The organism is Anaerohalosphaeraceae bacterium, from assembly GCA_035378985.1.
In the GTDB taxonomy this organism is placed as follows: Bacteria; Planctomycetota; Phycisphaerae; order Sedimentisphaerales; family Anaerohalosphaeraceae; genus JAHDQI01.
Genome location: DAOSUR010000013.1, coordinates 1 through 20,537, shown reverse-complemented (window position 1 = coordinate 20,537; position 20,537 = coordinate 1). Strand labels below are relative to the sequence as shown.

Sequence of the window (20,537 nt, the reverse complement as noted above, 5' to 3'; positions counted from 1 at the left end):
GACTGCGTTTCCGTCGTCTTTATCCGCCGTATGAAAATTTATAAATCATCTTAAACGTCTGAATGGCTTCTTTGAGCTCCTCGACCTGTGCATCGGTCAGCTGCCCGGTGCGGTCGATGTTGTCAATATACTCCGGCGCCTCCAGCTTCATCCACGTCAGCAGTTCTTCAATGAAATGGCCCACGCGGGAGACTTCAATCTCATCCACGGCTCCGCTGGTTCCGGCCAGAATGCTCACCACCTCCTGACCGACCGTCAGCGGGGCAAACTGCTTCTGCTTGAGAATCTCCACCATCCGGTATCCGCGGTCCAGCTGCCGCTGGGCCGCTTCATCCAGCTCCGTTCCCAGCCGGGCGAAATCCTGCAGTTCGCGAAACGCCGCCAGATCCAGACGCAGTTTCGGAGCGACCTTTTTCATCGCCTGCGGCTGAGCATCACCGCCGACGCGGCTGACGCTGATGCCCACATCAATCGCCGGACGAATCCCCGCCAAAAACAGGTCCCGCTGAAGGTAAATCTGCCCGTCCGTAATCGAAATGATATTCGTGGGAATATAGGCGGACACCTGCCCTTCCTGGGTCTCCACAATCGGCAGGGCCGTCAGCGAGCCGCCGCCCAGCTCCGCCGAGAGCTTGGCGCTGCGTTCCAGAAGCCGGCTGTGCAGATAAAAAATATCCCCCGGATACGCCTCGCGTCCGGGCGGCCGCCGCAGGAGCAGACTCAATTCCCGATAGGCCACCGCATGCTTGCTGAGGTCATCATACACACACAGGGTATGGCCTTTTTTCTCATACATAAAATATTCGGCAATCGCCGTGCCGGTATAGGGGGCGGCATACTGCATCGCCGCACTCTCAGACGCTGAGGCTGTCACGACGACCGTGTAGGCCATCGCGCCGTGCTCCTTGAGCGTGGCCACCACCTCCGCTACGGTCGATTCCTTCTGGCCGATGGCCACATACACACAGATGACTCCCTTGCCCTTCTGATTGATAATCGTGTCGAGGGCAATGGCGGTTTTGCCGGTTTTCCGGTCGCCGATAATCAGTTCGCGCTGGCCCCGCCCGATGGGAATCATCGAATCTACGCTTTTCAGACCCGTGGCCAGCGGCTCCTTAACCGGCTGCCGCTGAGCGATGCCCGGCGCCGGAAACTCCAGAAACCGCCTGCCGGCGGCCTCGATCGGCCCCAGTCCATCCACCGGCTCGCAAAGGGCGTTCACCACACGGCCCAGCAGGGCCTCCCCGACCGGCACCGAGAGCACCCGCCCGGTAGAACGGACGGTCGAACCCTCCTGCACCTTCGTCGGGTCGCCGTAAATCACCGCCCCGACCGTATCCTCTTCCAGGTTAAACGCCTCGCCGATGACGCCGCCTTCGAACTCGAGCATCTCATTGGCCATCACGGAATCCAGCCCGTAAATCCGAGCGATTCCGTCGCCGACTTCCAGCACGGTCCCGACCTGAGAGACCTCAATCTTGGACTGATAGCGGCGGATTTCTTCCTTAATCAGTCCGCTGATTTCCGTCATATCAAACTTCATATTGGCTGCTCACAATCTCCAACTCATTTTGGCGATTCCGGAGCCGACGGTCTCGGCCGATTCTTTCCGTACTCCAGAATCGCATTCACCGTACGGTCCAGAATATTCCTGACCGAATGATCAATCCGCTGGTCGCCTTTCTGAATGATAATCCCGCCGAGAATCTCCGGGTCCACCTTCACCGTCAGTTTCACCTCGGCCTGGACGGCCCGGCGGATTTCCTCTTTCAGCTTCTCCACTTCCGCCTCGCTGGGCTCTTTGGCCAGCGTGACCACCACGCGCTTTCGGTTTCGCACGCTGTCATAGCGGTCTTCGTACCGCCCAGCAATGCCGTTCAAAAACGTCAGCCGGTTTCGCCGCACCAGCACACATAGAAAATCCAGCACCAGCGGGCACACCCGGCCTGCAAAAACCCGGCGAATCATGGCGACCTTTTCGGTCTCGCTCAGATTGGCCGACACCAGCAGGGAAAAAAACTCCGGCTCAGCCCGCAGAACCTTGCCGACTGCCTGCAGGTCGGAGAGCACCTCATCCAGCCGGCCGGTCTCCTCGGCCAGTTCAAAAATCACATCGCTGTAGATTTCATGGACAATATGTCGGGCTGTTTCCGCCATGTTGGGCTCTCCGGCCCGCCGCTGCCGACGGTCTTACGACTGTCCCTGCTCCACTTCCCGGAGCCGTTCAATCGCTTCCTGTATCAGTTTCTGATTGTCGCCCTCATCAAGGACTTTTCCAAAAACCTCCCGGCCCAGTTTCCGGACAATCACCGCCGCCTGCTCCCACAGCTGCCGTTCCGCCTCCGCGCGTTCCCGCTCCAGGTCCGCCTCCATCCGCAGACGAATCCGTTCCATCTCTTTCTGGGTCTGCGTCTGAATCTCGCGGGCCTTCTCCTCCGCTTCCTGAATTCGGCGGGTGATGATTTCGTGTCCCTGCCGCTCGGCATCCATCAGCTGCGCCCGGTAATCCTGAAGCACCTGCTCGGCTTCCTGGCGGCGCTTCTCCGCTTCGGCAATCTGACGCTCAATATGCTCTTCCCGGCTCCGCAGCCCCGCCAAAATCGGCTTCCAGGCAAACTTCCAGAGCACAATCAGCAGGACCGTAAACCAGATGAGCGTCCAGAACGACTCGCCCCAGTAGCCTGTGAACACCCCTTCTTTTTCTGCTTCTTCGGCTGCAGTCTGGGCCGTGTTTGCCAACACCGGCGCCCAGCCGCTCCACACCACAAGCAGCCGCAGCATCACCTTGGCCGGGTGAATCTTCATAAGCTTCCTCACGCCTGAAACGGACGGTTACCGCATCACTGCCAGCAGACAGATAATCAAAGCAAACAGCGAAATACCTTCAATCAGAGCCGCGGCAATAATCATCGTTGTAAAAATGCGGTTGCCGGCTTCGGGCTGACGGGCAATCGCCTCCACAGCGCTGCCGGCCAGCTGACCGATGCCTCGTCCGGCACCGATCACAATCAAACCGGCCCCCAGCAGACCGCCCAGAAGGCCGAATGCCTTGTCGTCCAGCGTTATCTCGCTAAGCATCAGCGGAATCATCGACATCATTTCCGTCATTCGAAAGTACCTCCATCATACATCCGGATTTCCGTATTTCTATTCGAGTCGGCTGTCTTGTCCGGCAAGCGGACCGACCATTCAGTGTTCCTCACTAATCGAAAAACCGATAAATATCGTCGTTAAAAAGGTAAAGATATACGCCTGCAGGAAAGCCACAAACAATTCCAGCAGACTCATCAGCGTCGTCACGATAATGGAGGCCGACGCCACCATAAAGTTTTTATAGATTAAAATAAACCCGAGCAAAACCGCCAGCAAAATATGGCCTGCCAGTATATTGGCAAACAGTCGTATGGCCAGCGAAAACATCCGCACAAAGGAGCTGAGCAGCTCCATCACAAACATAAACGGAAGAATCGGCCAGGGGACCTTCGGCGCCAGCGTTGCCAGATATTTCCAAAGCCCCTTTTCCAGAATCCCGGCAATATGAAACAGCAGAAAGGAAAAAACCGCCAGCGTTCCGGTCACATACAGATTGGCCGTCGCCGCTCCACCCCAGTTCGGCCTGCCCGTAATCAGCCAGAAAATTCGGTCCAGCGGAACAATTCCCAGCAGATTCAGCGTCAGGATGAAGAAAAAAATCGTCCACAAAAAGGGGATATACCGGTCTGTCCGTTCTTTCAAAAACGGCCGAGCCACATCCTCCCGAAGAAAGACACAGATGGTCTCAATCACGTTTCGAAATCCATGCGGCACCAGCCCCGGACGTCTGGCCCCCAGCGGCAGCAGAATCATCAGCACCAGCGCCGAAAGCATAATCATAAACATATGATTGGTGAATGGAATCTCATACGACCCTGCCTTCAGAACAAACAGGGTCTTGCTGGCCACCTCTTCCATCGGCTGGCCGGAAGCATTCACCAATCCCAAAAACGAATCAATCGGCATCTTCCTCAGTCCACACAACCGCTTTTAGAAGCCATAGAACAACAGCGGTTTCCGCCGCCATAAACAGTCCATACGAAAATCCAAAAAAAACAACCAGCCACAACGGCTGGATTGATGTTCTCCACAGCAGCAGGCAAATCCCGCCGAACGCCAATACGAGGCGGATTGCCGCTCCGACAAAAAAGCCCCTCAAGAAACGAAAGCCGTCCCGGCTCCAGCCCTTGAGCATCGGCAGCAGCCCTGCTGCCGCCGCTGCCGCTGCCGCCCAACGGCCTGCCCGACAGGCCCGAATTACTTCCGGACCGCCCAATTCACTGCAACGCTGCAGAAAGCAGAGCCCAAACAGCAGAAAAAAAACCACCCCCGTTAAAAGTCCCCACGGAGGGTGAAAATAAAAGAAATCCGATACGGGACCTTTCTGACTCACGCTGACGGTCCTTTGTCTTTCAGTTCCGCTTCCCATTCGGATTTTTTCTCGGCGTCCTCCTGCGCCTGTTCTTTGCGGGCTCGCTGAATCATAATGTACAGCATAATTCCAAACCCGACAAAAAAACCGAGAATCATCCATCCCGGCCGAGTCCCCTCCCACTCATCCAGCCACCAGCCCCCCCATACACACAGACCTACAACAATCAAAAACTCGAATCCGACACCCATCCATCGCATTGCTCCGCGATAAAACCGGCTGTCGGCGGCAAACCGTTTTTTCTTTTCAGACATGCAGATGTCCTGTATTGTTCCGCTTTGCCGAACCCACGGAGCAAGACACCAAACCTCTTTTTTCAGGAGCGGGCCTGCTCCAAAATCAAATCTTTCACACGCTGACTGGGCAGATTCAGCGCCCCGAAGGCACCGGCGGCCGCCTCCCGCAGCGCAGGGTCCGCCTGTCGAGACTGAACCAGCTGATAGAGCGCCTCAATCTGCTCGCTGAGCAGCAGATTGCCGTTCCGCTTGGCCGAGCGGGCCAGCGAGGCAAACGCCGCAATCCGAACCTCTTTGGGGCTGTTTTCATCCATTGCCGTTTGGGCAACGGCCCGCTGGGCCTCCGGGCTGGACAGGTAGACCAACACTCGTCCCGCCGATACCCGCATTGTGTCCGTCCCCGAGCGGTTCATTTCTATCAGCGCTTCCATCGCCGCGGATAAATCCACCGCCGTATTCCCGCTGACCGCCAGCTGCTCGAGGGTCTCCATCGCCCGAACCGAATAGGCCTCGGCGGCCTGGGCATCCATCTCCTCCGCGCCCTTCTTCAGCAGGGCCTCCGCCAGAAGCGGCACAATCAGTTCATTGCCTGCAAAGCCGGACACGGGACCGGCCTGCCCCAAAGCAATCGCCGCACTGTAGCGGATTTTGCGGTCTTCATATTGCAGAGCATCCGCCAGCGGCATCTGCAGCCCAATCCGTGTTAGGAGAGCCTGGGAACCGGCGTTGACCGCCAGCGCCTCGACCACCTGCAGCGCCACATAGTTGTCCTTGTCCTTCAGGGCCCGCGAGAGTGCCTGCATCAGATATTCCGGTCCGGCCGTCACCGCATAGGTCATCGCCGGGGCATGCCCTTGGCCGAAATACGACGGCATTGGGATTCCATGCGACTCCGCCCGGAAGAACGCCGCCAGCCACAATCCAATCGCCTTGCCCAGTCCGGCATCGGCCTTCAGGGCCCACTCACAGCAGCGCATCGCCATCAGCTCATTGAAATACTCGTGTGAAACCTCCAGCCGGCTGAGCATCTGCCGCTCGGCATCCCAAAACCACAGATTCGCAAACGAAAACTCCGAAGACGCCGCAACCGAATCATCCCGATTGTAGTACTTCTCCGCCAGCTGGAAGAACAGCTCCGCCGCCGGAATCTGCCGGGCGGAGGAGTCAATCCGGTCAATGGCTGTCAGCGCCGCCTGTTTCAGCTGAGCGGATTCATCCTTTTCCGCAATATATTTCAGATACGGCAGCGGTTCAAAATAACCGATTTTCCCGAGGGCATCGATAATCTCGGCCTTCACCGCCGTATTCGGCATCTGCAGGGCCGCCGTCAGCGGACGAATCGCCGCCCGACCGAGCATCGGAAGCGTCTGCACTACGTTGGCAAACTCTTCCCGACGGCTGGTGTCTTCCAGCACATTCAGCAAAAACGGCACGGCATATTCTCCGGCGTTTTTCAGCCGTTCCTGTGCAGCAATGCGGCCCCGAATCGTCGTATTCAGACGAGCGATTTCCGCCAGAATAATCTTCGGGTCTGTTCGACGCTGATAACGGCCTTCCTCAATAATCTTCAGAACCCCGGAGGCAATCTCACGCAGCTGCTCGCTGTCGGCCTGCATCTTCAGCAGCAGTTCATAACCGCGGGGATTCTGCTCGCTCAGCTCCAGCAGCAGAAGGGGGTCCGGCTTGGCCTCTAAAAGACGCTGTCCATATCCTTGCGCCAAGTCAAACCGTCCGATGAGGGTATAATGAAGAAAATCATTCCAGTTGCTTTCGACGGCCTTGGCTGATGGTGCTTCCTGCGGCGTGTTGGGGTCCTGGGCCCCCGCCCAAACCGCCAGCATTCCCCAAACCCACACCCGCATCATCCACTTGCTCAACCGCATTGATGGTCTCCTACTGACATCCAAAACCCACTGCCTGCCGATTCCCTTGGCGAATTTCGCTCTGCCATCCTGAAAACCCGTCGTCTATAAAAAACGAGAGGCCGTGTTTCCCAAAATCAACCTCTTTCTAAACAACCACTTATAAATCATTGCCCCCTTCGGTTTTATTGGGGCTTTATTATAAAGCACCCACCCCCTCTGTCAAAGTAAAAAACAGCCCTCCCCGCACATCTGCACCGGCCTTCCGTCCTTCCAAACTTCTTCTGAAAGTCCTTCAAATCTGCACTTTAGCCAGTTCCATCTTGGCATCCAGTGCGGCCTGCTCCACACATTTTTCCCAGTTGTCGCCGAACTGCGATTGATATCTGGGGTCTTCATAAGCATAGATAATGGAACGAGAAGCATTAATCAGAGCCCCCAGCCGGTCTTTATTGCAGAACCGCATGCATTCGGCGGCACCGGCCCCCTGCGAGCCGTATCCGGGCACCAAAAACCAGCACTTCGGATACCGCTGGCGAAGAACCGCGGCAGCCTGCGGGCTTGTCCCGCCGATGACCATCCCTACATTGCTGTAGCCGGATGCACCGATTCGCCTGTTCTGGTTGGCAATCTCCCCGACGATTTCCGCCAGCTTCTCATACCATTTCTGCCCGGCGGCATTTTCAAAATCCTGAAGCGCTCCGGCCGTCGGATTGCTCGAACGCACCCAGATAAAAACGCCCTTGCCCTGCTCTTCGGCCATATCCGCGAACGGCACAATCCCTTCCGCACCGGCAAAACCGCTGATCGTGACGGCATCCGGCACAATCACATCCTCCATTCCTTCAAAATCCGGATTCTTCAGATGTCCTTCCGCATACATTTGGGCGGTATGACCGATGTCGCCCCGCTTGACATCCCCAATCACCTCCAGCCCCAGGGCATCGGCCTCGCTGACCAGCGCGTAATACGTCTCCATCCCTTCCCAAAGGTACTTTTCAAAATAGGCCGAATTAATCTTTACCGCCGGGACAATCGGGGCAACAATGCGCATCACGCGGCTGCAGAACTCAAACAACGCATCCACCGAAGCACCCAAATCCTGCGCATCATTCATATCCTTATGCTTCCGGATGGCCTCCGGAAGCCGGCTGTACACCGGGTCCAGCCCCACAATCAGGGGCGTGCTTTTCTTCTGTACTGCCTCGCAAAGACGATCACCAAAATGACTGGCCACAAAATACTCCTTACCGAACGTTCTGTTCCCGTAAAAAACATCTTCCATTCATAAAGAGGGTTTACTATAATCCCTCCCCAATCGATTCGCAAGAATGTTTTTGTGAAACCCCTATGACTGCCTCCCAAAAGACAAAAAAGGTTTTTATTAAACACAGACACTGGATTGCCTCTGTCGGCCTTTTGGCTGCGGCGGTCCTCGGAGCCATTCTGCTGCTTACCGTCAATCCGGACTCATACAAACCCGTCCGGCCCGAAAACCCAAGAGAGGTCAGCCCCTATCTGACCCATAAACTTGGGCCTGATTTTTACGACAAGGTCCAGATGGACCAACCCTTTGAACTGCTTGTGGAACAAGAAGGGATTAACGATATACTTTCTCGTTATCCCTGGCCAATTCAACTCGAAGGGTTTACCATTTACACCCCTATGCTCACCTTCTCTCCGGAAACTACGGTTTTGATGGCAAAGGTCGATTACAGAGGCTTGTCGTCCATTTTATCTATATACGCTAAACCCTATCTTGATTCAGATGGAAAAATGAATCTGAATATTCAATCCGTCTATCTGGGGCTGCTTCCTATTACACCTTTGGCCCGGAGGGTTGCCGAAAAATATGTCCGTGAACATTTTGACCCGCAAGACCCCATCGAATCCGTCAATTATGCGATGATTTCGAACCAGCCGTTTGACCCTGTTTTGCGTATTTTCGATAAATCCGCTCGAATTACCAAACTTACTATCGAATCCGGCAGAGCGCGGCTTTTCCTGACTCCGGCCAATTAGACTTCAAAAATCGGAAAATTTCTTCAAACTTCCTTGCTTTTTATTCGATAGATTGTTCAAATGGATGCAGTGATGCACAAAAGCAAAACCAATTTGGTCAACCACCCGGTCCTTCTGGGCCTGCTCCTGCTGCGCCCGTAGCGGCGCAAGAAACTCCACACACATAATCCTGATTTTCCGTTTTCCACTTTCGAGATGGATTTTTTATGTCCTTCTTGGCATAATGAATCCCTTAAATTTGTCTCGTTCCGGAGATAGAAAGATGAAAAAAGAACCGATAGAAAAAGTCTTGATTTTTGATACCACACTCCGTGATGGGGAACAATCCCCGGGGGCCGCCCTTTCCATCAGTGAAAAACTGGAGATTGCTCATCAGCTGGCCAAACTGGGTGTGGATATCATTGAAGCGGGCTTTCCGATATCCTCGCCGGCGCAGTTTGAGGCCACCCGTCTTTGCGCGGAACAGGTTCAGGGGCCGGTCATCTGCGCCCTGGCCCGGGCGAATGAAAAAGATATTTCCGCCGCCGGCAAGGCCCTCCAGGCCGCCTCCAGACGGCGAATTCATACGTTCATCGCCACCAGCCCCATTCATATGGAGTACAAACTCCGCAAAAAACCCGACCAGGTACTCAAGATGGCCGTCGAGGCGGTGAAAATGGCCCGTCAATTTACGGACGATGTCGAGTTTTCTCCGGAGGATGCCTGCCGGAGCGAACTGGAGTTTCTCTATGAAATTCTCTCTGCCGTTATTGAGGCCGGTGCAACCACACTGAATATTCCCGATACAGTCGGATACGTCCTTCCGTACGAATACGGCCAAATCATCGCCAAACTCAAACAGAACGTCAAAGGCATTGAACGGGCGGTCATCAGTACGCATTGCCATAACGACCTCGGGATGGCCACCGCCAACTCGCTGGCGGGGGTGCGCAACGGCGCCCGACAGGTCGAGTGCACCATCAACGGCATCGGCGAGCGGGCCGGCAATGCGGCGATGGAGGAAATCGTGATGGCCATCCATACGCGTCAGGATTTCTTCGCCAATCTGACCACCGGCATCGACACCCGCCAGATTTACCGCACCAGCCAGCTGGTTTCTCAGCTGACCGGCTTTGTCATTCAGCCCAACAAGGCCATCGTCGGCAAGAACGCCTTTGCCCACGAATCCGGCATTCATGTGGACGGCATCCTCAAGAAACGCGAAACCTATGAAATCATGACGCCGCAGATGATTGGACTGGAGGGCTCGCGTGTTGTGCTCGGCCGCCATTCCGGACGGCACGCCTTTGTGGACCGCTGCCGGCAGCTGGGCTACAATCTCTCAGAAAACGAGGTCGAAATCGCCTATCAGAAATTCCTCGAACTGGCCGACCGAAAAAAAGAAATCTTTGACGAAGACATCGCCGCCATTATCAGCGACGAAGTCCGTGCCGTGGAACAGACATACCAGCTGGAGTATCTGCTGGTTGCCTGCGGAACCGGAACGATTCCGACCGCCAGTGTGCGGATTCGCGCCGGTCAGGAAACCCTTCAGGCCGCTGCCTGCGGCGACGGCCCAGTCGATGCCGCCTATGAGGCCATCCGCCAGGCCACCGGAAAGGCCCCAAAACTGGATTCCTACTCCATTCGGGCCATCACGGAAGGCAAAGAAGCCCTCGGCGAAACCACCGTGCGGATTCAGAATGAAAACGGCCGGCGGTTTATCGGGCGCGGTGTGTCCACCGACATTATTGAAGCCAGCGCCAAGGCCTACGTGGACGCCATAAACCGGATGGTGGCCGCCGAACACAACGGCTCCACAGACCAGCCCAAAGCGGTCCTGTAAAAAAGCTTTCGCCTTTATGAATTTCAACTTTAGAATTTAGGGTTTAGAACTTAGGATTTAGGATTTAACCCTTAGAATTTCTTTGCGGAGCAAAGTATGGGAATGACGATTACGGAAAAGATTCTTGCCCGGGCCGCCGGCAAAGCGTCGGTCAAGGCCGGCGATTTGATTAACGCCAAAATCAATCTGATTATGTGCCACGACGTAACGACGCCGCCGGCTATTTCGATGCTTAAGAAGCACGGCATCGACCGCGTCTTTGACCCGGAGAAAATCGTCGTCACGCCCGACCACTTCCAACCCGCCAAAGACATCCCCAGTGCGGAACTGCACAAGCGGCTGGACCGTTGGGCCCGTGAAAAGAACATCCGCTATTACTACCTGCTCGGGCGGGCCGGCGTCTGTCATGCCCTGCTGCCGGAACAGGGCCATATCCGTCCGGGCGAGGTGATTGTCGGCGGCGACTCGCACACCTGCACCTACGGCGCCTTTGCGGCTTTTTCGACCGGCATCGGCTCGACGGACCTGGCCGCCGCCATCGCCACAGGAATGCTCTGGTTCAAAGTGCCCGCCTCGATGAAGTTCGTTCTGAACGGCACCCTCGGCCCCGGCGTCTGCAGCAAAGACGTCATTTTAGAGGTCATCCGCCGCATCGGCACCGACGGCGCTCTGTATCGGGCGATGGAGTTCGTCGGCCCGGCCCTCAAACAGATGAGCATGGAGGCCCGAATGACCATCACCAATATGGCCATCGAAGCGGGCGGCAAAAGCGGCATCATCGGCTTTGACGAAACCACGCGGGCCTACCTGGAAGGCCGTCTGAAAGGCAAAACCGACTACACCGTCTTTGAATCCGACCCGGACGCCCAGTATATCTCCACAGAGACAATCGACTGCTCGAAACTGGAGCCGATGGTTGCCTTTCCGCATCTGCCCAGCAACGGTCGGCCCATTTCGGAGTGTGCCGGGCTGCCGATGGACCAGGCCTATATCGGCAGCTGCACGAACGGACGCATCGAAGACATGCGGCAGGCCGCCGCGGTAATGAAAGGCCGCACGGTCAAAATCCGCACCGTCGTTGTGCCCGCCACGCCCCACATCTGGAAACAGATGATTGACGAAGGGCTGGCGCAGATTTTCTACGATGCCGGCTGCGTCATCAGCGCCCCGACCTGCGGCGCGTGCCTGGGCGGATTTATGGGCATTCTGGCCGAAGGCGAACGGTGCATCAGCACCACCAACCGAAACTTCGTCGGGCGGATGGGACATCCCAAGAGCGAGGTCTATCTGGCCGGCCCCGCCGCCGCCGCCGCCAGCGCCGTGGAAGGAAAACTGACCGATCCGAGGAAATACTTGGGAAAATCCTAAATCCTAAACCCTAAATCCTAAACTCGAAACTGCAAGAACGAAATGAATCAGAAAGAAAGTTCTAAACATTATGATTTGGAAGAGCGAACCTATCAATTTGCCAGAAGGGTCAGAGATTTTATCAAGAAGCTCCCGAAAACGATATCCAACATCGAAGATTCTCGGCAGCTGGTTAAAGCATCGGGTTCAGTAGGAGCTAATTACAGAGAAGCAAACGAAGCATTGAGCAAAAAAGACTTCATAATGAGAGTAAAAATATGCCGAAAAGAATCTAAAGAAAGCCGTTACTGGCTTGGACTAATCGACATCGGACAAAATAAAGACCTCGAGACAGAAAGGCGGTATTTGGAGAATGAAGCAATCGAACTGACACATATCTTCGGTGCTATTGTTACAAAAAGCAAATAATCTTCTGAGCAGTTTCGTCTGTCAATTTTCAAACTGTTCAGGATTTAGTGTTTAGGATTTAGTGTTTAGGATTTAGTGTTTAGGATTTAGAAATTACCTTTAGTGTTTGGAGTTATATATGCCCAAAGCTCATGTGTACAAACGCGACCACATCAATACCGATGAAATCATTCCGGCCCGGTATCTGAATACCGACAATGTCGCCGAACTGGCCAAACACTGTCTGGAAGACCTGGACCCGGGCTTTGTAAAGAAATGCGCCCCCGGCGATGTGATTGTCGCCGGCGATGATTTCGGCTGCGGCTCGTCGCGGGAGCACGCCGTCTGGGCCATTCAGGGGGCCAAAGTCGGCGCCGTCATCGCCCATTCCTTCGCCCGCATCTTCTACCGCAACTGCATCAACGGCGGCTTTTACCCCATCGAACTGCCCGAAGCCCTCGAAAAAATCCGCGACGGCGATGAACTCCAAATCGATTACGAAGCCGGCACCATCCGCAACAAGACGCAGAACACAACCATCCGGTTTACTCCCCTGCCGGACTTCGCCCTGGCCATCATCCGCGACGGCGGTCTCCTGGAACACATAAAGAAAAAGGAAAAGGGGAAAACGGAAAATGTCCGCTGAAAAAGAAACATTTGTCAAGGAACCCGAAAAGCGGTTCTATTTCAAAAATTCTTGCCTCCAGTGTATGAACGTGTAAAGGGAAACGATAGTTTTTCCCTTTGCCTTGTCCTTTTTCCTTTTCTCTTTTGCCTTTTTACTTATGAAGCAGCGGGCTGAACGAAATCGGACGATCGGCCTGACGGAAACGGAAAGGCAGGCGTATGCCAAACGGCTTATCCGGCTGGATCGCCCGGTCCGGGGTAAGGAGATTCTGGATACCACCATCTGTCAGGATATGCAGGAGGCCTGTCGGTTCCTGCCGGACGGCATTGCAGACCTGCTCTTTCTGGACCCGCCGTACAACCTGAACAAGGCCTTCAATGGACGAACCTTCAAAAAAACCTCTTCGGAGCAGTATGCCGCCCGGCTGGACGCTTGGCTGGCACCGCTCCTGCGGCTGCTGAAGCCGACCGCTTCAATTTATATCTGTTCGGACTGGCGCGGCTCTTCCGCCGTCCAGACCGTCGCAGAAAAGTATTTCATCATCCGCAACCGCATCACCTGGGAGCGGGAAAAAGGCCGCGGGGCCAAAACCAACTGGAAAAACTGCTCGGAGGATATCTGGTTCTGCACTGTTTCCGACCGGTACACCTTCAACGTGGACGCCGTCAAACTCAAACGCCGTGTCCTGGCCCCCTATACCCATCCGGACGGACGCCCCAAAGACTGGCAGCCGGAAAAAGAGGGCCCTTTTCGCCTGACCGCCCCCTCCAACCTCTGGACCGACCTGACGGTCCCCTTTTGGTCGATGCCCGAAAACACGGATCATCCTACCCAGAAACCGGAGAAACTGCTGGCCAAAATCATCCTGGCTTCCTCCAACCCCGGCGATGTCATCCTGGACCCCTTCCTCGGCTCCGGCACTACTTCCGTGGTTGCAAAAAAACTGAACCGACGCTATATTGGCATCGAAATTGACCCTTTGTTTGCCTGTCTGGCGGAAAAACGTCTCCTGCTGGCGGATACGGATAAAACCATACAGGGCTACGCAGACGGCGTCTTTTGGGAACGAAACGCAAGACCCACATAAAAAAGCAACAAAAAATCTGAAGAAATGGAAAGGATGCGGTTGGATGAAGACGTACAAGATTGCCGTCATCGGCGGAGACGGCACCGGCCCGGAAGTCATTGCGGAAGCAGTCAAGGTTATGGATGCGGCCGCCGCCAAGTTCGGCTTTAAAACGGACAAAACCTATTTTGATTTCGGCGGCGAGCGATACAAACGCACCGGCGAAACCCTGCCGGACAGTGCCGTTGAAGAGCTCAAAAAGTTTGACGCTATTTTGCTGGGGGCCATCGGGCATCCGGATGTCGCTCCGGGCATTCTCGAAAAGGGCATTCTGCTCAAGCTCCGCTTCGCCCTCGACCAGTACATCAACCTGCGGCCCGTCCGGCTCTTCCCGGGCGTCGAAACCCCCATCAAAGGCAAAGGTCCGAAGGAAATCGACTACGTGGTGGTTCGGGAAAATACCGGCGATGCCTATACCGGCACCGGCGGCATCACGATGAAAGGAACCCCCCACGAGGTCGCTGTTCAAACCGCCGTATACACGCGCTTTCAGGTGGAACGCTGCCTGCGCTATGCGTTTGAATACGCCCGCAAGTACGGCAAAAAAGCACGCGGCGTCGGACCGGAAAACACCGTTGGTCTGGTCGGAAAAACCAACGTGCTCACCTACATTTACGACCTCTGGGAACGCGCCTTCCACGAAATCGGCAAAAAGGATTATCCCGATATCCGCCGGGACTATTACCACGTGGATGCCTGCTGCATGTGGATGGTGAAAAATCCGGAATGGTTTGACGTGCTGGTAACCGGCAATATGTTCGGCGACATCATCACGGACCTGGGCGCCATCACGCAGGGCGGAATGGGCATCGCCGCCGGCGGCAACATCAATCCGGAAGGCGTTTCCATGTTCGAGCCCATCGGCGGCTCGGCCCCGAAATACACCGGACAGGGTGTCATCAATCCGCTGGCCGCCATCTGTGCCATGCAGATGATGCTCCAGACGCTCGGCGAAGAAAAAGCCGCTCAAAAGGTGGAAGACGCTGTCAAATATGTTACCGCCAACAAACTCAAATCTCTGGCGGCAGGCAAAATGGGCTATTCGACATCTCAGGTCGGCGACCTTGTAGCCGAAAAAGTGGCTGAATAGAAAAAACGACAGAGGGCACTCCTGCGGGAAATGCCCTCTGTCATTCAATCCATTCAAGAAAGGAGTTTAATATGGGCAAACATCTTTCCTTTTTCCTTGCCGCCGCTTGGATCGGCTTGATTTGTACAACCGTCCGGGCCGGAGCCCCGACGCAAAATCTGCTTCAAAATCCCTCATTCGAAAACGGTTCTCTGGAAAATCCTGACTCTTGGATTCGTTCCGCCTGGGCCGGACAGGCTGATGCAGTCATTGTTCAGGAAGGCCGCCGCAATTCCCGCTGTGCCAAAATCACCTCCGAAGGGGCCGATGCCGCCTGGTCGCAAACCGTGTCCATTCAGAAGTGGGGACGGTATCGGCTCAGCGGCTGGGTCAAAACCGAAAACATTGTCCCCAAAGGCGGACAGGGAGTCCTGCTGAATGTCCACGGAATGGACGGCGCGCAAACCCGAGCCCTGACGGGAACCAACGATTGGACACGCCTTCAGTGTGAATTTGACATTGCCGGCATCAATCAAATTATGATTAACTGCCTTTTCGGAGGATGGGGACAAGCCGCCGGAAGGGCCTGGTTTGACGACATCTCTCTCGAATTGCTCCAGGAGAAAAAACCCTCTTCAGAAACCATTACAATGTCCATTCAAATTGACCCGTCCAAGCCGTCTGAACCCATCTCGAAATACATCTACGGCCAGTTTATTGAACATCTCGGACGCTGCATCTACGGCGGTATCTGGGCGGAAATGCTCGAAGACCGAAAGTTTTACTTTGCCGTACCGGCGTCCGGTCCAGTCTGGCGGACTACCCGCGAGCAGGCCCGCGTCCTGGCTGACTCCCCCTGGAAGGTCATCGGCCCATCGAATGCCGTTTCAATGACCAGCGAAGCACCGCTGTCCGGCAAACACTGTCCGCGTATCTCTTTGGCCAATGGACAAGCCGGTATTTTCCAGGAGGAACTGGCAGTTCTGAAAGGCAAAGAATATACCGGACGGGTTGTTCTCCGGGGAAGTCCCTCTGCCGCTCCAATCCAGGTCCGCTTGGTCTGGGGCAGCAATTCTGGGGAGGGCCAAACTGTCACAATTTCCTCGATTACCGACTCCTTCCAGCCCTATCCGTTTGCCTTCGAGGCGGGGGCGGACAGTGAAAACGCACGGCTTGAAATTGTAGGCACCGGCAAAGGCACCTTTGACATCGGAGCCGTTTCGCTGATGCCCGCCGACAACGTCAAGGGCTTCCGCAAAGACACCCTCGAACTGCTTAAGAAACTGAACAGCCCCGTTTATCGCTGGCCCGGCGGCAATTTTGTCAGCGGATACGATTGGCGCGACGGTTTGGGCGACCGGGACCGCCGGCCCACCCGAACCAACCCCGCCTGGACCGGTATTGAAACCAACGACGTCGGCATCCACGAATTTGTTGAATTGTGCCGGCTCATTAACGCCGAACCGATGATTGCCGTCAACACAGGATTCGGAGATGCCTACTCCGCCGCCGCCGAAGTCGAATACTGCAACGGTTCGGTCAATACTCCCAACGGCAAATGGCGGGCGGAAAACGGCCATCCTGAACCCTTCGGCGTCAAGTGGTGGTGTGTCGGCAACGAAATGTTCGGTCGCTGGCAGCTGGGCTATATGTCCATCAATCACTATGTGCTTAAGCACAACTGGGTTGAAGAAAAGATGCGTCAGGTTGACCCGACTATCAAAACCATCGGCGTCGGCGAGGCCGGAGACTGGTCCGAACAGATGCTCCGGCACTGTGCAGACCATATGAATCTTATCAGCGAGCATTTTTACTGCCAGAATCGGCCGGACCTGACCGCCCACGTCCGGCAAATCCCCGATGCCATTCGAAACAAATGCGATGCCCATCGCCGCTATCGCCGGGAATTGCCTTCCCTGCAGGGCAAGGATATCCGGATTGCAATGGATGAATGGAACTACTGGTACGGCCCGCACGTCTTCGGCGAGCTGGGCACCCGATATTTTATGAAAGACGCGCTGGGCATCGCCGCCGGCCTGCACGAATACTTCCGCAACACCGATATCTGCTTTATGGCCAATTACGCCCAGACCGTCAACGTCATCGGCTGCATCAAAACCACCAAGACGGCAGCCGGTTTCGATGCGACCGCCTATCCTCTGATGCTCTACCGGCAGGAATTCGGCACCATTCCCGTGCAGGTGTCCGGCTGGAATGAAAAACTCGACGTCGCCGCCGCCCTGACGGAGGATACCCGCTTCCTGACGATTGGCTTTGTCAATGCAACCTTCGATACTTATCAGGTCAAGGTCGAACTTCAGGCCCTCAAGCCCGCCGGCAAAGCCCAGGGCTGGATGATTGCTCACGAAGACCCGCTGGCCTACAACGACCCCGGGCAACCCCCGGTCATCGACATCCAGACCCTCCCCGCGGCGGACTGGACGGGCAGTCTGACCCTAAAGCCCATCAGCATCACGCTTTACAAAATCCCTGTCCGCTGACGGATTTTGCCGAAAAACCGCTTTGCAAAACGCCGGGGCATCTTTACAACCCCGGCGTTTTTCTTTATCCTGTCGGTTCCGAATCCATACGATGAGGGAAGCACAATGCCGGCCAACCTGACACCCGAATACAAAAAAGCCGACGAGCAATACCGGGCCGCAACCACCGATGAAGAACGCCTGCTGGCCCTCGAGGAGATGCTCCGCACCATCCCCAAGCACAAGGGCACCGAACACATGCAGGCCGACATCAAGCGCCGCATCAGCAAACTGCGCGAAACGCTCGAAAGCCGTGCCAAAAAAGGCGGCGGCAAACATACCGACCTGTTCCATATCCCAAAATCCGGCGCCGGCCAGGTCGCCCTCATCGGCACCCCCAACAGCGGCAAAAGCTCCATTTTAGCCGCCCTCACCAATGCCCCGGTCATTGTCGCCGACTACCCCTTCTCCACTGACAAGCCCGTTCCCGGGATGGCCCCGTTTGAGGACATCCAAATCCAGCTGGTCGATACCCCCCCGATTACCGCCGACTACGCCGCCCCGGGGCAGGTCAATGTCTATCGCGGGGCCGACCTGATAGCTATCGTAATCGACCTGTCCGGCGACGTCCTCGAACAAATGGACATCTGCACTCGGTATCTCGACTCGCACCGGCTGATTCTGGACGAGAATACTCCGGCTTTTACCGAATCCGGCAGCCCGCTCGGCCGCAAAACCTTCGTCATCGCAACCAAAGCCGACATCGCCCCCGCCGGCACATTGCAGACCCTGAAAGAATTAACCGAGCGGCCGTTTGAGTTTATCGAAATCTCGACAAAAACAGGACAGAATCTGGACCTGCTGATGCGGCGAATCTTTGAAATGCTCGATGTAGTGAGGATTTACGCCAAAAAGCCCGGGCACGAGCCGGACTTTAAGGACCCATTTACGCTGCCGCGGGGCTCCACCGTTATCGACCTGGCCTATAAAATCCACCGCGACCTGGCCGAGCAGCTCAAATTCGCCCGCGCCTGGGGCGCCCCCGGCATCCACGACGGCCAGAACGTCCCGCGGGACCACGTTTTGTCCGATAAAGAAATCATCGAGCTGCATTTCCCATAATTAACCACAGATTTCACGGATTACACAGAAATCAAAAAGAAAATAATCATTAACCACGGATTTTCTCGGATTTACACGGATTTAATTCTTTCGGGATTATAAATAAATACAGAATCTGTGAAATCTGCCCGTCGGGCAAGCCCGCCGCGGCAAGTGTAATCTGTGGTTAAACGAAATCCTTCAGTGGCCAGACGCCAGTCATCAGTTATCAGTCATCAGTTATCAGTCATCAGTTATCAGAGAACTGTTATCCTGCAATTTCGTTTGCCCTCTGCCTTCATTTTTTTTCAAATCTGTGAAATCTGCGTAATCTGTGGTTAATTGGTTCTCTTTTGTAATCCGTGTAATCTGCGGTTAATTCCCCCCTTTTTTTGGCCGATAAAATCCATCAATGATGCTCTGTTTAGAGACAATGATTTGGCTCCTTGAAAATCCGTGGTTAATTGGTTTTTTATAATCTGAGTAATCCGCCCGTCGGGCAAGCCCGCCGCGGCAAGTGTAATCTGTGGATAATAAATGAAATCCGTGGTTAAATGGTTTCTTATAATCTGAGTAATCCGCCCGTCGGGCAAGCCCGCCGCGGCAAGTGTAATCTGTGGTTCAAAATGAAATCTGCGGTTCAAAAGCATTCGGCCTTTACGCTGGTGGAGCTGATGATTGTCGTGGCAATCTTAGGCATTTTAGCGGCCCTAATCCTTCCGGAGGTCCAGGGCTATTCTCAGCGGGCCAAGGAAGCCGCCGCCAAAGAAAACCTGCGTATCCTCCGCGACGCCATCGAACGCTATGCCCTCGACCACAACGGCGTACCACCAGGATATCCCGGCAATGACCCTACAAAAACACCAAGTTCCCTCTTTGTTTTTAGCCAGCTTACAATCGTTAACAAATATCTCCGGCGAATTCCAAAGAATCCTTTTAACGGATATTCTTCTTTTTATATCGTCAACAATGGAACCATAACAGATGGCATGGCGATTACATTGCCTCATGGGTGGGTTTATCAGCCGTCAACAAAAACAATTAAAATCAATTATACCGGCAAAGATAGTCAGGGGCAGCAATATTTTGATTATTAGTCTGAATAATGGGCTTGTCGAATTTCTTCAATACATCCCCTTTAACTTTTCAATGTCAACCTTTTCAAAAACTATATCGCCTTGATCTTCTGAACCCTCTTCGAAAGGCAGTTCATAGTTTACGTAGGATTTATCTGCCGTCGATGCTACGTATTTAGGAAAGGTGATCCATTGTGCTGTCCATGTTGTCTGACCTTCTTGGGGCACTTTCCCGATAAAAACATCTCGACTCGAACCTTTGACTTGATCGCCGCCTACATCATAGAGGAAATTTTTTAATGTAATTTCAATGCTTACAGTTTGAGTCTTTCCGTCATATTGAACAAGCCAAGGACCCGGTTCCAGAATCGCCTGTCCATTATTAATTAGAGGAATTGTTGTGGTTTTGCCGGCTACTAACTTTGCTCTTCCAATATGGTGCTGCAGCCGAGTCAGGTACCCTCTTTCATCAATTTTGAATATCCACCCTAATTCCTCATTCTGCCAAATACCTTTCATACTCTCAGGAAAACGGTCTGCATCTATCAAAACAACCTGGGTGGCATTGGGGTCAAACGAAATAGGCTGCTGCTTCTGATGCCCTTTCTGGCAGCCGGCAAGAATGGAAAAAAACGCTATACACAAAAAAATCAAAACATTCATACGTTCCCTCGCACTATCAGGCAGGTTTAAGGTCATTAATAAAATAATATCATTTTATTATTTCTAAATCAATAAAAAAGCCCTCCTGTGCGGGGAGGGCTTTTTATCAGACACGCGTGAGTTCGTTCACGTCTTCCGGTTCTCGGGAACCTTCCTTATTTGCGGCGAAGGAATAGGCCGCCCAGTCCCAAAAGCAGCATCGATGCCGGCTCAGGAATAACATAAGCCG

The 20,537-nt window shown here is 54.5% G+C and carries 21 protein-coding genes; 10 read left to right on the top strand and 11 right to left on the bottom strand.

The window, feature by feature from the left end; all coding sequences use genetic code 11:
• Nucleotides 1-19: 19 nt before the first annotated feature.
• The 9 genes from atpA to pyrF all read right to left on the bottom strand — a co-directional run bounded on the left by atpA (nucleotide 20) and on the right by pyrF (nucleotide 7,800).
• Entirely contained in the window at nucleotides 20-1,543 is a 1,524-nt protein-coding gene (atpA, locus tag PKY88_09870) for a F0F1 ATP synthase subunit alpha (protein ID HOQ05506.1), read from the bottom strand.
• Nucleotides 1,544-1,566: 23 nt separating this feature from the next.
• Entirely contained in the window at nucleotides 1,567-2,157 is a 591-nt protein-coding gene (gene atpH / locus PKY88_09865; protein ID HOQ05505.1) for an ATP synthase F1 subunit delta, read from the bottom strand.
• Nucleotides 2,158-2,190: 33 nt separating this feature from the next.
• A complete protein-coding gene (atpF, locus tag PKY88_09860) occupies nucleotides 2,191-2,805 on the bottom strand; it encodes a F0F1 ATP synthase subunit B (protein ID HOQ05504.1) in 615 nt (204 codons plus the stop codon).
• 27 nt (nucleotides 2,806-2,832) lie between these two features.
• Complete coding sequence (atpE, locus tag PKY88_09855) at nucleotides 2,833-3,108, bottom strand: ATP synthase F0 subunit C (protein ID HOQ05503.1); 276 nt, start codon at nucleotides 3,106-3,108, stop codon at nucleotides 2,833-2,835.
• Nucleotides 3,109-3,189: 81 nt separating this feature from the next.
• A complete protein-coding gene (atpB, locus tag PKY88_09850; GenBank protein HOQ05502.1) occupies nucleotides 3,190-3,999 on the bottom strand; it encodes a F0F1 ATP synthase subunit A in 810 nt (269 codons plus the stop codon).
• Nucleotides 3,989-4,426: a hypothetical protein gene (locus PKY88_09845; protein ID HOQ05501.1), complete on the bottom strand. Its 438-nt coding sequence runs from the start codon at nucleotides 4,424-4,426 to the stop codon at nucleotides 3,989-3,991. Before PKY88_09845 ends, atpB begins: the two co-directional genes overlap by 11 nt.
• Complete coding sequence (locus tag PKY88_09840) at nucleotides 4,423-4,719, bottom strand: AtpZ/AtpI family protein (GenBank protein ID HOQ05500.1); 297 nt, start codon at nucleotides 4,717-4,719, stop codon at nucleotides 4,423-4,425. Before PKY88_09840 ends, PKY88_09845 begins: the two co-directional genes overlap by 4 nt.
• A gap of 62 nt (nucleotides 4,720-4,781) precedes the next feature.
• Nucleotides 4,782-6,584, bottom strand: coding sequence for a HEAT repeat domain-containing protein (locus tag PKY88_09835; protein ID HOQ05499.1), 1,803 nt, complete (start codon nucleotides 6,582-6,584; stop codon nucleotides 4,782-4,784).
• 274 nt (nucleotides 6,585-6,858) lie between these two features.
• Nucleotides 6,859-7,800, bottom strand: a complete 942-nt coding sequence (pyrF, locus tag PKY88_09830) for an orotidine-5'-phosphate decarboxylase (GenBank protein HOQ05498.1) — start codon at nucleotides 7,798-7,800, stop codon at nucleotides 6,859-6,861.
• A gap of 113 nt (nucleotides 7,801-7,913) precedes the next feature.
• Between pyrF and PKY88_09825 the strand changes: the two genes are divergently transcribed.
• A complete protein-coding gene (locus PKY88_09825) occupies nucleotides 7,914-8,585 on the top strand; it encodes a hypothetical protein (GenBank protein HOQ05497.1) in 672 nt (223 codons plus the stop codon).
• 3 nt (nucleotides 8,586-8,588) lie between these two features.
• Here PKY88_09825 and PKY88_09820 read toward each other — a convergent pair whose 3' ends face one another.
• Nucleotides 8,589-8,744: a hypothetical protein gene (locus tag PKY88_09820; GenBank protein ID HOQ05496.1), complete on the bottom strand. Its 156-nt coding sequence runs from the start codon at nucleotides 8,742-8,744 to the stop codon at nucleotides 8,589-8,591.
• A 103-nt stretch (nucleotides 8,745-8,847) separates the two neighbouring features.
• Between PKY88_09820 and PKY88_09815 the strand changes: the two genes are divergently transcribed.
• The 9 genes from PKY88_09815 (at nucleotide 8,848) to PKY88_09775 (ending at nucleotide 19,666) form a co-directional block, all read left to right on the top strand.
• Entirely contained in the window at nucleotides 8,848-10,410 is a 1,563-nt protein-coding gene (locus tag PKY88_09815) for a 2-isopropylmalate synthase (GenBank protein ID HOQ05495.1), read from the top strand.
• A 96-nt stretch (nucleotides 10,411-10,506) separates the two neighbouring features.
• On the top strand, nucleotides 10,507-11,778 hold the full coding sequence (locus PKY88_09810) for a 3-isopropylmalate dehydratase large subunit (protein HOQ05494.1): 1,272 nt from the start codon (nucleotides 10,507-10,509) through the stop codon (nucleotides 11,776-11,778).
• A 42-nt stretch (nucleotides 11,779-11,820) separates the two neighbouring features.
• On the top strand, nucleotides 11,821-12,186 hold the full coding sequence (locus PKY88_09805; protein HOQ05493.1) for a four helix bundle protein: 366 nt from the start codon (nucleotides 11,821-11,823) through the stop codon (nucleotides 12,184-12,186).
• 118 nt (nucleotides 12,187-12,304) lie between these two features.
• Entirely contained in the window at nucleotides 12,305-12,811 is a 507-nt protein-coding gene (locus PKY88_09800; GenBank protein ID HOQ05492.1) for a 3-isopropylmalate dehydratase small subunit, read from the top strand.
• Nucleotides 12,812-12,950: 139 nt separating this feature from the next.
• Nucleotides 12,951-13,880: a site-specific DNA-methyltransferase gene (locus PKY88_09795; protein HOQ05491.1), complete on the top strand. Its 930-nt coding sequence runs from the start codon at nucleotides 12,951-12,953 to the stop codon at nucleotides 13,878-13,880.
• 43 nt (nucleotides 13,881-13,923) lie between these two features.
• On the top strand, nucleotides 13,924-15,009 hold the full coding sequence (locus PKY88_09790; protein ID HOQ05490.1) for a 3-isopropylmalate dehydrogenase: 1,086 nt from the start codon (nucleotides 13,924-13,926) through the stop codon (nucleotides 15,007-15,009).
• Between the two features lie 71 nt (nucleotides 15,010-15,080).
• Nucleotides 15,081-17,489, top strand: a complete 2,409-nt coding sequence (locus PKY88_09785) for an alpha-L-arabinofuranosidase C-terminal domain-containing protein (protein HOQ05489.1) — start codon at nucleotides 15,081-15,083, stop codon at nucleotides 17,487-17,489.
• A gap of 105 nt (nucleotides 17,490-17,594) precedes the next feature.
• Nucleotides 17,595-18,590 (top strand): TGS domain-containing protein, encoded by a 996-nt coding sequence (locus PKY88_09780; protein HOQ05488.1) that lies wholly within the window; start codon nucleotides 17,595-17,597, stop codon nucleotides 18,588-18,590.
• 533 nt (nucleotides 18,591-19,123) lie between these two features.
• On the top strand, nucleotides 19,124-19,666 hold the full coding sequence (locus tag PKY88_09775; GenBank protein ID HOQ05487.1) for a type II secretion system protein: 543 nt from the start codon (nucleotides 19,124-19,126) through the stop codon (nucleotides 19,664-19,666).
• A 27-nt stretch (nucleotides 19,667-19,693) separates the two neighbouring features.
• On the opposite strand, the gene PKY88_09770 is transcribed toward PKY88_09775, so the two are convergent.
• Entirely contained in the window at nucleotides 19,694-20,308 is a 615-nt protein-coding gene (locus tag PKY88_09770; protein ID HOQ05486.1) for a hypothetical protein, read from the bottom strand.
• Nucleotides 20,309-20,537 lie beyond the last annotated feature (229 nt).